Below are 15,492 nucleotides of genomic sequence, written 5' to 3'. Positions count from 1 at the left end.
TTTATTAAAATGTTAATTTGAGACAAAGATACGTTTTTTTGGCTTACTGTCCGTATCTTTGTTCCAAATTAGGTAATTAAAAACTATGATTATAGCTGTTGATTTTGACGGAACGATTGTAGAACATCGTTATCCACGCATTGGTGAAGAGATTCCATTCGCTGTTGACACATTGAAGTTATTGCAACAAGAAAAGCATCGTTTAATACTGTGGAGTGTGCGTGAAGGAGCACTTCTGGACGAAGCTGTCGAATGGTGTAAAGCCAGAGGTTTAGAATTTTATGCCGTTAATAAGGATTATCCTGAAGAGCAGAAAGGCCATCAGGGATTCTCTCGAAAGTTGAAAGCCGACATGTTCATTGACGATCGAAATCTGGGTGGTTTACCAGACTGGGGAGTCATTTACGAAATGATTAAAGAGAAAAAGACGTTTGCAGATATCTATAGCCAAAGCGGAGAAGAAGAAAAAACATCCCTGAAAAAGAAGAAAAGATGGCTGCCTTTCTAAGAAGCTGATAAATCTCAAACTAATAAATAAAAATGCACTCTTATCTGGCATGATTAGAGTGCATTTCTATATTCATAAATGATTTACATTCAACATTGAATCACAATTTACTACGCTTCTTTATTTTCCCACTTTTCCCTAAACTCCCATAATTGCTCAATAGTAGGATGAAAAGTCGGATTCTCCCAGTTTCTGGAAATCATTGCAATCAAAGATTCCAAATACGATTTACCATCAATAATGGTAGTACATTTATTGACCTGATATCTTTCTGTTGGATAATTCTTTGTCTCAATCATCTTTTTTGCCCAGTTCAATAATTCCTGAACAGCTTCATTGTCATAAGTATGTTGTGCCATATCTTTAGAATTTTCCGCAAAGATACAAAGTTTATTTATTCATAAATAAAGTTGTTCGTTTCTTTTTACTATAAAGATTCCATTTTAAATTTATACCTTTACGTCCAATATACTCAATTAGACTAACTAATAGAAGCAATAATTATGAAGAAAATTTTCATTTTAGTATGTTCATGTGCTCTTTTGGCAGCATGCAACAATAGCGCGAAAACAAACAAGAGTGCCGGTGCAGACAGTACCTCAATCGAAGTAACTGATATCCATAATGCGGAAAATTCACTTGATTACGAAGGAACTTATAAAGGAGTTTTCCCCGCTGCCGATTGTCCGGGCATTGAAACAACCCTGACATTAAATCCGGACAAAACATTCAGCCTCCATTCCGTATATATCGATAGAGACAGCTCATTTGACGAAAAAGGTACATATACTTTAAAAGACAACCTGTTGACTCTTAAAGAAGAAGGCGGAGAACTTTCTTATTATAAAGTAGGAGAAAATCATTTACGCAAACTAACAATGGATAAACAAGAAATAACCGGAGAACTTGCAGACCATTATGTTTTAAATAAAGAATAAGGTCTAAACAAATTTTGCTATCAATAGAGAACAAAATCAAGATTTTTTATGTTTATATAAATAGATATAAACTTAAAAATAGAACAACTTATGATTTATAGTTTTTTATTTCCCACAAAATCGAATACAACGAAAGTATCTTTGTTGCTATTGGCTGTCCGGATCATCTTCGGTATATTATTAATGAACCACGGTATCCAGAAATGGAGTAACTTCCAGGAGATGTCAGCAGTATTTCCTGATCCGCTTGGAATAGGAAGTCCCCTATCTCTCGGATTAGCAATTTTTGGCGAACTTGTATGTTCGATGGCATTTATCATCGGATTCCTGTATCGTTTAGCAATGATCCCGATGATTTTCACAATGATAGTAGCCTTCTTTGTAGTTCATGCAAATGACGTATTTGCAGTTAAAGAGCTAGCTTTCACCTATTTAGTTGTATTTATATTAATGTATATTGCCGGTCCCGGTAAATTTTCAATAGACCATATCATAGGAAACGAATTGTCACGGCGGAAGTCAAGAGCATACAAAAATTAGAAATAATAGCCCCGATTAATTAAAAAATATTATATTTGCATACACATAAGAGAGAAATTATCAATATTTTTTATTAATCAAAAACATTTTAACATGAAAAGAGGGAAACTGACTTTAGTCGCAGTAGTACTTAGTGGTAGCTTATTATTCAGTTCTTGTGTAGGATCATTTGGTTTATTCAACCGCCTGTCTTCCTGGAATCAATCAGTTGGAAACAAGTTTGTAAACGAACTCGTATTCCTTGCTTTCAACATTGTTCCGGTTTATGGTGTAGCTTACCTGGCTGATGCTTTAGTTATCAACTCAATCGAATTCTGGAGTGGCTCCAATCCGATGGCTAATGTAGGTGACGTAAAGAAAGTAAAAGGAGAAAACGGCAACTACATGGTGAAAACTCTTGAGAATGGATATTCCATTACTAAAGAGGGCGAAACTGCTTCAATGGACTTGATCTACAACAAAGAAGCCAACACATGGAATGTCGTTGCAAACGGTGAAAGCGCTGAATTAGTAAAAATGAACAATGATGGCACTGCTGATTTGTTCTTGCCAAATGGCGAAAAGATGAATGTAACGCTGGATGCTCAAGGCATGCTGGCAGCACGCCAGGCTACAATGAGCAATTTTATGTTTGCCGCCCGCTAAAAATGAAAACAAATACGAAGGAGATGAAACATCATATAGGAGTTTCATCTCCTTTTTCAACCTTATCTTCTTCTATCAAGAATCTTTTGTACTATGAATAAACTACATACACTTATCTATTCTGTTCTAATCTTCACCTGTCTATCTTGTCAGCAACAAACTCCTCAAACTCAAATAGAACAGACAGCCATTGATTTCTGCGAAGCCTTTTATAATTTCAATTATCCGGTCGCCAAAGAATGGAGCACGCCTTCTTCCCAATCTTATCTTAGTTTCTTGGCATCCAATGTCGGTCAAACCCATCTGGAGCAACTCAAAACACGAGGCGCTGCAAAAGTTTCTGTTATTTCAAGTGAGATAGATGCTAATTTAGAAGAAGCGTCGGTTGTCTGCCAAATCAAAAATGCATTCGTCATTCATCCTATCGGAGGAAAAATGGAATACGTAAGTTCCCTGCAAGATACGCTCGAGTTAGTAAGAGTAAATAATAAATGGCTGATTAGAAAGGATATCCCACAGCAAAATGGAAAGCAAAGTCACGACTGAATTTAGGATGAATGATGGGGAAATGCTCTTTCCTCGTTTCATAGGCAGGATTGACAGCTTTCATACCTCCATCAAAACGCAGAATAAAGAAATCCAAATCCAGGCGGAGACCTAATCCGTAGGCCACTGCTATTTGCTTATAAAACTTATCAAACTTGAAAACTCCTCCCGGTTGATTGGCATAACTCCGGATGGTCCAGATATTACCAGCATCAATAAATACCGCCCCCTGAAACTTCCAGAATAACTTGCTTCGGTATTCAATACTGGCATCCAGTTTAATATCTCCGGATTGATCGAGCAAATTCCCATTTCCTGCAAAAGAGCCCGGTCCCAAATCGCGAACACTCCATCCGCGGACACTATTGGCTCCACCGGAGAAATATTGTTTCTCAAACGGAATAGTCTTCGCATTTCCATAAGGTACAGCTATTCCCACACCGGCATGAAACGCAAAAGAGTTACGATAATCGATTCTGATATTCTTAGCAAAATCAAACTCCCCTTTCAGATATTGAGCATAAGGAATTCCCAGAATAGCGTATTCACCATTACTGTTCTTCCGAATGTTTGCAGCCTTTGACAGAGCATACATTACATTTCCCGCCGATTCGAAATTAAAACGGATGGAGTATGAATTAGAAGCAATCGTATTATTGATAATCGATCCTCCCACGCTATTATAATTATAGCTATATCCCATATTTATAATCAGTCGATCCTGATAATTATACTGGAATATATGGTTCTGTCCTTTATTTATATAGTCTTCTTTAAACCTTTCAGAGATACGGGGCAAATAAAGGAAAGCAATATTTATCAAATCAATGCGGTGTTGTATCTTCTGACGCTGTGTCCACTTGTAACTCCAGTTAGCAGAAGCCATCGTACGCAAGAACTCCGGTCGCAACTGATAATTATACTGTAAACCAAACTCTGTTGTAGCCCTGATTTTCCGTTTAAAATCAGAGGAAATGAATGGGAACAGGAAATTAGGAAAGTTGATACTCGTTTCCACCCCATACTCCGTATAGTTATTATTTGAATAGCCTGCCTGAAGCCCGGAAATAACCTCATACGCTCCACGGAATTTTATCATAAACGTTTCCGATCCGCGAAAGAGATTCCTATTCTGGAAAGATACGGAAGCTGCCGCTCCCAAGTCACCGGCAGAATTGGTTCCCTCTACCTCGAAAGATACCGATTTATGTTTGCTCTTAGTCAACATCACGTAACAATCGAGCATGGTTGAATCTCCAACTTGAGTCTCGATAAAACGGATATTTGTATATTTCAATGCAGACAAACGCCCGAAGCTGGAATAAGTTTGTTGCACATCACGCTCATTAAACAAATCACCGGAAGCAAACCGGAGGTTATCCGTAAGCACTTTAGGACGTAAATAGAGCTTATCCTTATAGTAAATCGGATATCCCTTATAATGAACCGAATCATTAATATCCACACTACTCAAGGCAGAAGACTGCAAAACGTCATAATCTGTAATAAAATTAATCTTATTGATCCAATATTGCTGATGTGCCCTTGCCGAATCACTCGCATGCGCTTTATACATCTGCAAATGTTGAGTCAGATCTACATTATAAGTATTACGAACCGTATCGGCCGTATATCCGATATAATCCTTATTAAATTTATAATAGCCATTCCGAAGCAACTTATTCGTGATACGTTGTCTGTCCGCATCCAATACATTCACATCCAAATACATTCCTTCCTTCAACAAGCTTCTGGCAGAATCCTGTTTGAGAAGAGAGGCTATTTTAGGATCATAAATATCATATTTGATAGATTGAACAACGTAGGGTTTGCCGGCCGTTACATCATAATACAGCTTAATCTTTTTCTTTTTTATTTTAGTCGAACGCTTCACAGTTGCCGCCATATATCCCATATTATGCACAGCCTTAGTGATCTCCTCTTCAGAGCGTTTCGCTTCGTCCTCGCTATATATTACAGGAGCATCCCCTATCCTTCTTAAAAATTTGTTTCCCCATTTGGTTGAATCACGTCCCGACAGATTGTAGACATAAAGTTGAGTCTTTATCAGGCTGAACCACTTGGCATTAGGATTTTGACGAACATACATACGTAAGGAAGAAGGCCGTATGTTTTTCTGGTCCGTACGAATTTTAACTTCATCCAGCAAATAAGAACCATCCGGCACAAACTTAGTGGTAGTACACGAAGCAAGTGACAAGACAGCAGCAGAAGCAAGTAAATAAAGAAAATTTCTCCTCATACGGTTTTACATCGATAGCATAAAAAATGCGCTTACAAAGATAAATTATATTTTCCGACGGGAAAAATAAATTAAGAAAAAGAGAGGAAAGTAAGGATAGATTGGAAATATCTTTATAGCTTTGCAAAAGAATATCAAATTTATGGCATCACTAAGTAAAAACAAAATAAAGTATATCCACTCGCTGGAACTGAAGAAAATACGCAAAGAAGAAGGAGTATTTCTGGCTGAAGGTCCTAAATTGGTAGGTGATTTACTCGGACATTTTCCTTGTCGTTTTTTAGCAGCCACTTCTTCCTGGCTTCAGGAACATCCCGATATAGATGCAAGTGAACTGGTAGAAGTTTCACAGGAAGATCTTTCACGGGCCAGTTTATTGAAAACTCCCCAACAGGTACTTGCCATTTTCGAACAGCCATCCTATACGTTGAATCCGGAAGTCGTGCACCAATCACTTTGCCTTGCATTGGATGATGTGCAAGATCCCGGAAACCTCGGTACTATTATCCGCTTGGCCGATTGGTTTGGCATCGAGCATATTATCTGCTCACAGAATACGGTAGACGTATATAACCCTAAAACCATACAAGCCACAATGGGAGGAATTGCCCGGGTGAAAGTGCATTATACTTCCCTCCCCGATTTTATCCGTTCACTCGGAGACACTCCTATATTCGGAACTTTCCTGGACGGAAAAAATATGTATGAGCAACCATTGTCTGCCAATGGCCTGATAGTGATGGGAAATGAAGGAAATGGTATAGGAAAAGAAGTCGCTGCATTGATTAACAGAAAATTATATATTCCCAATTATCCGGAAGGTCAAGAGACATCCGAGTCTCTTAATGTAGCCATCGCTACCGCAGTAATCTGTGCCGAGTTCCGTCGACAGGCTGCATGGAAGTAAAATCAAAAGGATAAAATAAATAAGGAAATAGGGCTTCCCCCTTCCTTTCCGCTTCATGCAGATACTCCATCAAACATTGGGAAGATTGATTCGGAACATTGGGAAGATTGGATGAAAACACTGGGATGTTTTTAAAAATCATCCCAGTGTTTTTTATTTCTTCCATTTGATTTTCAGAAAGCAGTGCAATCACTCCCGGCATCCATTCGACCGATTCAATCTCTTCAGTCAGTGGAAATACATCTCGAACAATTCCCTCACCGGTGATCTCCACCACCTGCTGCTTCATAAATCCTACAGCAGGTATCAGCAAATAATGAGAAGCAAAACGTTTCATTACGATCAGCGATTTTGGCGTCTTTGTTGTTGCTGCCTGCGTTGATTCATCTGACGTTCCTTTCTTTGCTCCATTCTTTCCTTCTGGATATGTTGTTCCACTTCAATCTGTTCCGGTTTCTTCTCGCGATGAGTTCCCGTACGACGACGGTTCATTTCTTCCGGTGTCAGACGTTGCATATCATCTTTCTCCTTGTCTATGATTTTATGCAAAGAGTCGGCATTTTCTTTTGCAGATATCTTCTTCAAAGAATCCGCCTTCAAAGCTTTTATCTTGTTCAAAGAATCGCGGACAGCAAACGAAACTGTGTCCGTACAATGATAACGAGTCATCATGAAACGGTCAGCCAGTAATGCTCCTCCCTTTTCCAGACTATCTGCCGGATAATAAATGAAGCCTTTTATCTCTTTCATTGGACCTAATGTATCTGCAAACAAACGAATCTGTTGCACACCCGGTTCAGTCACCGTTTTCCAATGATTGATCGTATCTTTCTCATAAATCACCTGCATGGCCATCGTAACGCCTCTTAAAGAGTCGGCAAGCATCGGTTCGAGGAATCGATAGCGTACTTCCCACACCAGCGTATCGCGGTCTTTGTAGTTAGAGTCGGTCGGCAAAGTAAATACATATTGATTATTCATCATTTCACCGGTCAAACGAATCATACGCTGCCACGGCCAGACATCAATACTGTCACCCTGCTTAGTCATTTTCGGTTTCTTATCACGTTTGGCTATCAGGTCACCCACAAGTTCCTGTTCGTCTTTCAAACGCTTCTTCACCTTATCATAAATTTTCGATAAAATCTCTGTGTTACGTGTATACCAAACCATGGATGAGTCAAATGCAGCCTGCGTAGTCCCGTATTTCTTAAAAACGGCGTCGATATACAATGCCTTCTTATAGTTCTCACTATAAGGCAAATTATCTCCCATAGACTTTGCCACATGATAATCATACAGCAAATTCTCCATCTTCGATTCCGAGATTACATCACTGGGCCTTTTCACTTTACACCCGGCTACTGCAAAAGCGAACATGCAGATGAGACACAGATGAAACCGAAATTTACTTTTCATGATCCGTAGCTTCCTTTTTATCTTTATCCAGCGAATGATATGACTCATTCAAATATTTACTATAAAAAAGTAACAGGGCAATGATACCACAACTGATAGCGGCATCTGCAAAATTAAAGATCGGACTAAAGAATATAAAATGCTCTCCGCCCACAAACGGCATCCATGCAGGCCAGTTTGTATCTATAATCGGAAAATAAAACATATCCACCACTTTTCCATAAAACCAGGTAGAATATCCACCGCCTTCGGGCATAAAACTGGCAATCTGCGAATGAGTGCTTTCATTGAAGAAAACTCCATAGAACACACTGTCTATGATATTTCCTAAAGCACCGGTCAGAATAAGAGCCACACAGACAATGTAGCCTGTTTTGAACCCTTTCTTTATTATTTTATAAAGATACCATCCTATCAATGCCACTGCAACAATGCGGAATGTTGTCAGGAACAGCTTGCCGAAAATCTCCATACCGAAAGCCATTCCGTTATTTTCGGTGAAATAGATATAAAACCAATCTGTCACACGTATACTTTCATGCCAGTACATGTGAGTTTTAATCCAGATTTTGATGATCTGGTCAATAATCAATACGGAAAAGATAACGAGAAGGGCAATTCTCCCCTTCGTGAATAGTTTCTTCATGTGTTTATTATAAATTAAACATAACGAGCTACAAGTGCCGTGCGTAAACTTTGCGCAGCTACTTGTAGCTCGTTACCTGTAGCCTACTTGCTATCTGTTATTTTTTACCACTGTTCTTTGCTTCAATACTTAATGTAGCATGAGGAACAGCACGCAGACGCTCTACCGGAATCAATTTTCCGGTTTCACGGCAAATGCCGTACGTTTTGTTCTCAATACGTACCAAAGCAGCTTGTAATCCTTGGATAAACTTCAGCTGACGTTGTGCCAGGCGGGTTGTTTCTTCCTTGGAGAGCGTGTTAGCTCCTTCTTCCAATACTTTATACGTAGGAGATGTATCGTCGGTATCATTACCGTCCAGTCCCATCAAACTTTTTTTCAACTGTTCATAGTCACGTTGTGCCAATTCCAGTTTCTCCATAATAATGGCACGGAATTCCTCGAGTTCCGCATCCGAATATCTAGTCTTTTCTGCCATAATTTTACAATTTTAAAAAGGTTAATCAATATAGTATTAGTCTTTTATCACGTTTACAAACAGTGAGAAGTCATCAAACTCCAGCATTGTTCCGTCTTTCACTTCATCTACAAGTTCCAGAGATGTGCCTAAAACCTGGTTACAAATATAAGTATTATATTCATTTACCGCATCATCTGTTTGCGTATTTTTCGAGATTGTTATTTTTATTTTGTCTGTAATCTCGAAGCCGCTTGACTTACGTATATTCTGAATACGGTTCACCAATTCACGGGCAATACCCTCACGACGCAATTCCTCGGTAACAGTAACTTCAAGTGCTACAGTCAGTTTACCTTCGTTGGCAACCAACCATCCCGGAATATCCTCACTAAAGATCTCGACGTCTGATGCTTCGATAACAGCTTCCGCACCATCCAGATTTAATGTATACTTTCCGTTCTTCTCCAATTCACCGATTGCTTCCTGTGACATTTCTGCAACCGCGGCGGCTACCGCTTTCATTTGCTTGCCGAACTTCGGACCCAGTTTCTTAAAGTCACATTTCACTTTCTTCACCAATACACCGGCCGCACCATCAACGAATCTGACTTCTTTCACGTTCACTTCGTTCATAATCAGGTTCTTCACAGCTTCGATATGAGCTTTCTGCTCTTCATCTACTACCGGAACCATGATACACTGCAGTGGTTGGCGTACCTTGATATTCACCTTACGACGCAATGCCAACACCATAGATGTAACATCCTGTGCCATTTGCATGCGGGCTTCCAATTCCTTGTCTATCATTTCTTCCTGATATTTCGGGAATTCGGCAAGGTGGACAGAAACGACACTGTCGCGTCCTGTTGCTGTAATCAAGTCCGTATACAAGCGGTCTGCATAGAACGGAGATATAGGAGCCATCAATTTGGCAACTGTTTCGAGACAAGTATACAATGTCTGATAAGCAGACAATTTATCCTGTGTAAATTCACCACCCCAGAAACGTTTACGATTCAGGCGGACATACCAGTTGGACAAATTATCATTCACAAAATCAGAAATCAAACGTCCTGCCTTTGTCGGCTCATATTCATTATAGCAAGTATCTACCTCCTTTATCAATGTATTCAATACAGACAAGATCCAACGGTCGATTTCCGGACGTTCTGCCATCGGCACATCCGCTTCTTTATATTCAAATCCGTCTACATTTGCATAAAGTGCAAAGAATGAATACGTATTATATAAAGTGCCGAAGAATTTACGACGCACTTCTTCCACTCCTTCAACGTCGAATTTCAGGTTATCCCACGGAGAAGAGTTGGTTATCATGTACCAACGCAACGGGTCGGAACCATACTTCTCAATCGTAGTAAACGGATCGACAGCGTTATTCAGACGTTTAGACATCTTGTTGCCGTTCTTATCGAGCACCAGACCGTTAGAAATAACAGCCTTGTATGACACACTGTCAAATACCATCGTAGCGATAGCATGCAAGGTAAAGAACCAACCACGTGTCTGGTCTACCCCTTCTGCGATAAAGTCAGCCGGATATACCTGACGGCTATCCAACAGTTCTTTATTTTCGAACGGATAATGTATCTGCGCATAAGGCATAGCACCCGAATCGAACCATACATCAATCAAGTCTGATTCACGCTTCATCGGTTGGCCATCTTTTGATACCAATATGATGTCGTCTACATAAGGACGGTGAAGATCTATTTTATCATAATTTTCTTCCGAATATTGGCCCGGCACGAAACCTTTATCCTTGTATGGATTGGATTTCATAAATCCGGCTGCTACCGATTTCTCGATTTCATTATAAAGTTCTTCTACAGATTCGATGCATATCTCATCCGTATTATCTTCCGTACGCCAGATAGGCAATGGAGTACCCCAATAACGGGAACGGCTAAGGTTCCAGTCATTCAGATTTTCCAGCCACTTACCGAAACGGCCGGTTCCGGTAGATTCCGGTTTCCAGTTGATGGTCTTATTCAATTCCATCATTCGTTCCTTGCAAGCGGTAGAACGGATAAACCAGCTATCCAACGGATAATAAAGTACCGGTTTGTCTGTACGCCAGCAATGCGGGTAGTTATGGACATGCTTCTCTATCTTGAAAGCCTGATTGTTTGCTTTCATCATCATAGCAAGAGCGATATCCAAAGATTCGGCTGCCTGTGCAGCTTTCTCATCAAACTTACCATCTACCATGAATTCAGGATTGTAGGCGTTTTTCACCCAAGCACCCTGATATTCTTTGTATTTATCTACATCAACACATTCTTTTACAAAGGTTTCATCCAATTCATCCAATAGATAGAATTTACCTGTCAGGTCTACCATCGGACGAGTTTCACCTTTCTTATTAATCATGAACAGTGACGGGATTCCTGCAGCACGTGCCACATTCGCATCGTCCGCACCAAAGGTAGGTGCAATGTGAACGATACCTGTACCATCTTCTGTAGTTACATAATCTCCCAATATCACACGGAAAGCCTTATCACTAGCCTTCCAGCTACCATCTTCCGCTACTTCAACCGGTTTCACCCAAGGGATCAACTGCTCATATTCCATACCGACAAGATCCGGACCTTTATATTCGGCAATCACCTTATATGGAACGAGCTTGTCACCCGGCTTATAATCTTCCAGCTTCAAATCAGCAGCTTTTGCATTAAAGTGCGCATTCAATAAAGCCTTTGCCAGAACCACCGTTATAGGTTCTCCGGTATAAGCATTATAAGACTGCACAGCCACATAATCAATTTTCGGTCCTACGCAGAGCGCCGTATTTGAAGGCAATGTCCACGGAGTAGTTGTCCAAGCCAGAAAATAAGGAGTTCCCCATTCCGTCATTTCCGGTTTAGGATTCTTCATTTTAAATTGGGCAACGGCCGTTGTATCTTTTACATCGCGATAACAGCCCGGTTGATTCAACTCGTGAGAGCTCAATCCTGTTCCTGCAGCCGGTGAATACGGTTGTATCGTATATCCTTTATATAATAAACCTTTTTTATGCAGTTGCTTCAATAGCCACCACAGTGTTTCAATATAACGATTATCATACGTGATATAAGGATGCTTCATGTCCACCCAGTATCCCATCTGATGAGTCAGGTCTTCCCACTCCTTGGTATATTTCATCACGTCCTTCCGGCAAGCCGCATTGTAGTCGGCAACAGAGATTTTCTTACCAATATCTTCTTTTGTGATACCTAATGCTTTTTCTACACTTAGTTCCACAGGCAGTCCGTGCGTATCCCATCCGGCTTTACGCTTCACCTGATAACCCTTCATCGTTTTGTAGCGGCAGAAAATGTCCTTAATGGTACGAGCCATTACATGGTGAATACCCGGCATACCATTAGCCGAGGGAGGTCCTTCGAAAAACACGAACGAAGGACAGCCATCACGTTCTGTCATACTCTTGGCGAAAACCTGGTTCTCGTCCCATTTCTTCAGCACATCTTTGTTTACCTGCGAAAGGTCAAACTGCGAATATTCAGTAAATCTCTTACCCATAGCTGTCTACGATTTTACTATTTACAATTTACAATTTGAGGGGTATCCCCATTTTTAAGGGTGCAAATTTACAAAAACATTTGTTTAGTTGAGCAAAAAGCTAAGACTTTTAATCGGATTCGTGTGAAGTTAACGATTATAAACCGCCTACGGCCTAAACAAAACAGGTATCTCCTTGTTTTAGTGGGAAACCTAAAAACACTTAACTTATGAATTATGGAATTAGTATTTTATTCAGGGCAATCCCTTTGGTGATGGCTATTTTTTGCTTCGGATACGGAGCGTTCATTTATGGTTATGGAGATGCCGGCGGTCGTGTTGTAGCGGGCCCTGTGATATTCTCATTAGGTATGATATGCATTGCGCTGTTCTGCACGGCTGCCACTATTATCCGGCAAATCATACATACATATAATCAAGCTGCGAAGTACGGTTTACCGATACTCGGTTATCTGGCAGCTATAGTGACTATAATCGGAGGTATCTGTGTTTTCAGTAATGCCGACGGTACTTCAGCTTTTGTGGCAGGCCATGTAATAACCGGTGTAGGTTTTATTACAGGTTGTGTAGCCACTGCTGCCACCTCCTCTACCCGTTTTTCTTTGATTCCGGGAAATTCCAGAGGCACGGGCAATGAAGTTCCTGAAGGCGCATTTTCTTTAGGTCAGGAACGGGCATTGGAAATCATTGTCATTCTCATTTCTCTTATCGCATGGATATGGGCATTTGTTTTATTGGCTAACAGCCATGTGCATCCGGCTTATTTTGTAGCTGGTCATGTAATGGCAGGGCTTGCCTGCATTTGTACCAGTCTGATTGCATTGGTAGCTACCATAGCCCGTCAGATACGCAATGTATATTCGGAAAAAGAACGTTCACAATGGCCCAAGCTCGTTTTATTGATGGGCTCCATTTCTTTTATCTGGGGATTTTTTATAATCTTAGCCGATTCAGGCAGCGCCAACGGTACTACCGGATATATCATGCTTGGACTAGGTTTAGTCTGTTACAGTATTTCCAGTAAAGTCATTCTTTTGGCTAAAATCTGGCGACATGAGTTCAAACTCGCCAATCGTATTCCTTTAATTCCGGTATTGACTGCATTGGCTTGTCTGTTTTTGGCGGCTTTTGTATTCGAGCTTGCCACTGTAAATGCAGATTACTTCATTCCGGCACGTGTTTTATCAGGACTCGGAGCGATATGCTTTACGCTGTTTTCTATCGTTAGTATATTGGAGAGCGGCACGTCTTCCAAATAAAAAATATTCTATAAAAAGGGCGTCACTATATGCCCCGGATAGTGACGCTATCCAAGGCACATAGTGACGCTATCTTGACAGCATAGCGTCACTCTTTTATTTTTTGAATCTAACCTCATACAGGTCATTCCTGCGGTCTTTCAAGTTACGTACACTACCATACGTATGCAATTCGTTCAGCAAATCCAGATCAACATCCGATACCAAAATCATTTCTGTGTTAGGAGTTGCTTCTGCCCTCTTTCCGTCCGTTGGAAAAGCAAAATCGCATGGGGTAAACACACCCGATTGAGCATATTGAATATCCATATTGTGCACACGGGGAAGGTTTCCGACACTTCCGGCAATGACTACAAAACATTCATTCTCAATAGCACGCGCCTGTGCACAAACACGAACACGGGAGTAGGCATTCTGGGTATCTGTCAGGAAAGGAACAAATAATATCTGCATTCCCTGATCTGCCATCAGGCGGGAAAGTTCGGGAAATTCCACATCATAACAGATTAAAACTCCGATCTTTGCACAATCCGTATCAAAAGTGTTCAGAAGTTTGCCACCGTTCAGTCCCCAGCTTTTTATTTCATCGGGGGTAACGTGTAATTTCTCGTACATTTCGTAGGTTCCATCCCGTCGGCAAAGGAAACCGACATTATAAAGTAGCCCATCCTCTTTTACGTATGGCATACTTCCTGTTATAATGTTAATATTATAGCTAATAGCCAGATTCATAAACCGTTCCCGAATCTCATCGGTATACTTTGCCAATCCGCGAATAGCCTGTGATTCTCCTTTATCATTATACTTCGACATCAAAGGAGCATTGAAATATTCCGGGAAAAGAACAAAATCGCTTTTATAATCGGATACTGCGTCCACGAAGAATTCTACTTGTTCGAACAAGTCGTCCAACGTTTTATAGCTACGCATCTGCCATTGCACTAATCCTACACGAACCGTAGTTTTAGGACTGATATATTCTTGCGTAGGTGGTTGATAATAGATATTATCCCATTGAAGCAAACAGGCATAATGTTTCGATTCTTCGTCATTCGGCAGATAATTGGTCATCACCTTTCGCACGTGAAAATCATTCGATAGCTGAAAAGTTAATACCGGATCATAAATCTCGCGTTGACGCACTCGTTCGATATATTCTTTCGGACGCATTTTGTCAGCATATTTATGATAATTCGGGATACGTCCGCCAAACATGATAGCTTTCAGGTTCAATGTTTCGCATAGTTCCTTACGATATTCATACATACGACGTGCCAGGCGCAAACCGCGATAACCCGGATGAATGAACACTTCAATGCCATACAAGATATTTCCTTCGGGATTATGTGTATTGAATGTTTCCTTACCTGTCACTTGTGCATACGTATGGTCGTTCTTTACTTTATCATAATCAACAATGATGGAAAGAGCACAACCAACTATTTTATCATCGACTACTGTAACGATCTGACCTTCCGGAAAAATTTTAATTAACTTCTGGATCTGCTCACGAGTCCAAAACACATCGCTACCATCAGAATAGACGCGGGTAAACGACTGGGATAACTGTACATAATCTTCTATTTGCAGATTGCGTATCTGCACTTTATTAATTTTTATCGGATGTTGTTCCATAACAATACGTGTTTTATAAAAGATAGTGTAAAGGTATAGCTATTCCTTTAATTGTGTTTTCAAACCAAGAAATAATTAACAATACTATCTATTTTATGCACTCTTTTTGTAAGCGTCTCCGCGATTCTATATAGTATATTAAAATAAAAAGGCTAATGATCCCTTTTTAGTCATTAGTCTTTT

The 15,492-nt window shown here is 40.2% G+C and carries 15 protein-coding genes; 7 read left to right on the top strand and 8 right to left on the bottom strand.

The annotated features are described in order from the left end of the window. Window positions 1-85: 85 nt before the first annotated feature. Window positions 86-508, top strand: a complete 423-nt coding sequence (locus DXB58_RS13630; protein WP_117937911.1) for a BT0820 family HAD-type phosphatase — start codon at window positions 86-88, stop codon at window positions 506-508. A gap of 110 nt (window positions 509-618) precedes the next feature. Here the strand turns inward: DXB58_RS13630 and DXB58_RS13625 are convergent, their stop codons facing one another. Continuing rightward, complete coding sequence (locus DXB58_RS13625) at window positions 619-867, bottom strand: hypothetical protein (RefSeq protein ID WP_004295894.1); 249 nt, start codon at window positions 865-867, stop codon at window positions 619-621. 144 nt (window positions 868-1,011) lie between these two features. Here DXB58_RS13625 and DXB58_RS13620 point away from each other — a divergent pair, with 144 nt between their 5' ends. The 4 genes from DXB58_RS13620 (at window position 1,012) to DXB58_RS13605 (ending at window position 3,177) form a co-directional block, all read left to right on the top strand. Further along, window positions 1,012-1,446 (top strand): copper resistance protein NlpE, encoded by a 435-nt coding sequence (locus tag DXB58_RS13620; protein WP_008998265.1) that lies wholly within the window; start codon window positions 1,012-1,014, stop codon window positions 1,444-1,446. A gap of 90 nt (window positions 1,447-1,536) precedes the next feature. After that, window positions 1,537-1,986, top strand: a complete 450-nt coding sequence (locus DXB58_RS13615; protein ID WP_122137100.1) for a DoxX family protein — start codon at window positions 1,537-1,539, stop codon at window positions 1,984-1,986. A 93-nt stretch (window positions 1,987-2,079) separates the two neighbouring features. Beyond that, on the top strand, window positions 2,080-2,631 hold the full coding sequence (locus DXB58_RS13610; RefSeq protein WP_004295891.1) for a DUF3332 domain-containing protein: 552 nt from the start codon (window positions 2,080-2,082) through the stop codon (window positions 2,629-2,631). 93 nt (window positions 2,632-2,724) lie between these two features. Continuing rightward, on the top strand, window positions 2,725-3,177 hold the full coding sequence (locus tag DXB58_RS13605; RefSeq protein ID WP_008647912.1) for a hypothetical protein: 453 nt from the start codon (window positions 2,725-2,727) through the stop codon (window positions 3,175-3,177). Here the strand turns inward: DXB58_RS13605 and DXB58_RS13600 are convergent. Further along, complete coding sequence (locus DXB58_RS13600) at window positions 3,131-5,440, bottom strand: BamA/TamA family outer membrane protein (RefSeq protein WP_008998266.1); 2,310 nt, start codon at window positions 5,438-5,440, stop codon at window positions 3,131-3,133. The genes DXB58_RS13605 and DXB58_RS13600 overlap by 47 nt on opposite strands. Window positions 5,441-5,582: 142 nt before the next feature. Here DXB58_RS13600 and DXB58_RS13595 point away from each other — a divergent pair, with 142 nt between their 5' ends. Beyond that, on the top strand, window positions 5,583-6,347 hold the full coding sequence (locus tag DXB58_RS13595; RefSeq protein WP_117937901.1) for an RNA methyltransferase: 765 nt from the start codon (window positions 5,583-5,585) through the stop codon (window positions 6,345-6,347). On the opposite strand, the gene DXB58_RS13590 is transcribed toward DXB58_RS13595, so the two are convergent. The 5 genes from DXB58_RS13590 to ileS form a co-directional block, all read right to left on the bottom strand. Further along, window positions 6,298-6,684 (bottom strand): hypothetical protein, encoded by a 387-nt coding sequence (locus DXB58_RS13590; RefSeq protein ID WP_122137099.1) that lies wholly within the window; start codon window positions 6,682-6,684, stop codon window positions 6,298-6,300. The genes DXB58_RS13595 and DXB58_RS13590 overlap by 50 nt on opposite strands. Before the next feature lie 5 nt (window positions 6,685-6,689). Further along, entirely contained in the window at window positions 6,690-7,766 is a 1,077-nt protein-coding gene (locus DXB58_RS13585; RefSeq protein WP_122137098.1) for a DUF4296 domain-containing protein, read from the bottom strand. Continuing rightward, window positions 7,756-8,412, bottom strand: a complete 657-nt coding sequence (locus DXB58_RS13580; RefSeq protein ID WP_122137097.1) for a lipoprotein signal peptidase — start codon at window positions 8,410-8,412, stop codon at window positions 7,756-7,758. Before DXB58_RS13580 ends, DXB58_RS13585 begins: the two co-directional genes overlap by 11 nt. Before the next feature lie 97 nt (window positions 8,413-8,509). Then, window positions 8,510-8,890, bottom strand: a complete 381-nt coding sequence (locus DXB58_RS13575) for a TraR/DksA C4-type zinc finger protein (protein WP_099147030.1) — start codon at window positions 8,888-8,890, stop codon at window positions 8,510-8,512. Window positions 8,891-8,926: 36 nt separating this feature from the next. Next, window positions 8,927-12,415: an isoleucine--tRNA ligase gene (gene ileS, locus DXB58_RS13570; protein WP_122137096.1), complete on the bottom strand. Its 3,489-nt coding sequence runs from the start codon at window positions 12,413-12,415 to the stop codon at window positions 8,927-8,929. Window positions 12,416-12,624: 209 nt separating this feature from the next. On the opposite strand from ileS, the gene DXB58_RS13565 reads away from it, so the two are divergent. Next, entirely contained in the window at window positions 12,625-13,674 is a 1,050-nt protein-coding gene (locus DXB58_RS13565) for a DUF2776 domain-containing protein (RefSeq protein WP_074638299.1), read from the top strand. A gap of 96 nt (window positions 13,675-13,770) precedes the next feature. Here DXB58_RS13565 and DXB58_RS13560 read toward each other — a convergent pair whose 3' ends face one another. Then, on the bottom strand, window positions 13,771-15,309 hold the full coding sequence (locus tag DXB58_RS13560) for a carbon-nitrogen hydrolase family protein (protein ID WP_074558559.1): 1,539 nt from the start codon (window positions 15,307-15,309) through the stop codon (window positions 13,771-13,773). Window positions 15,310-15,492: the final 183 nt, after the last annotated feature.

Source organism: Bacteroides sp. OM05-10AA, from assembly GCF_003439055.1.
Taxonomy (GTDB): domain Bacteria; phylum Bacteroidota; class Bacteroidia; order Bacteroidales; family Bacteroidaceae; genus Bacteroides; species Bacteroides intestinigallinarum.
This window is presented reverse-complemented; position numbering and strand designations above follow the sequence as displayed.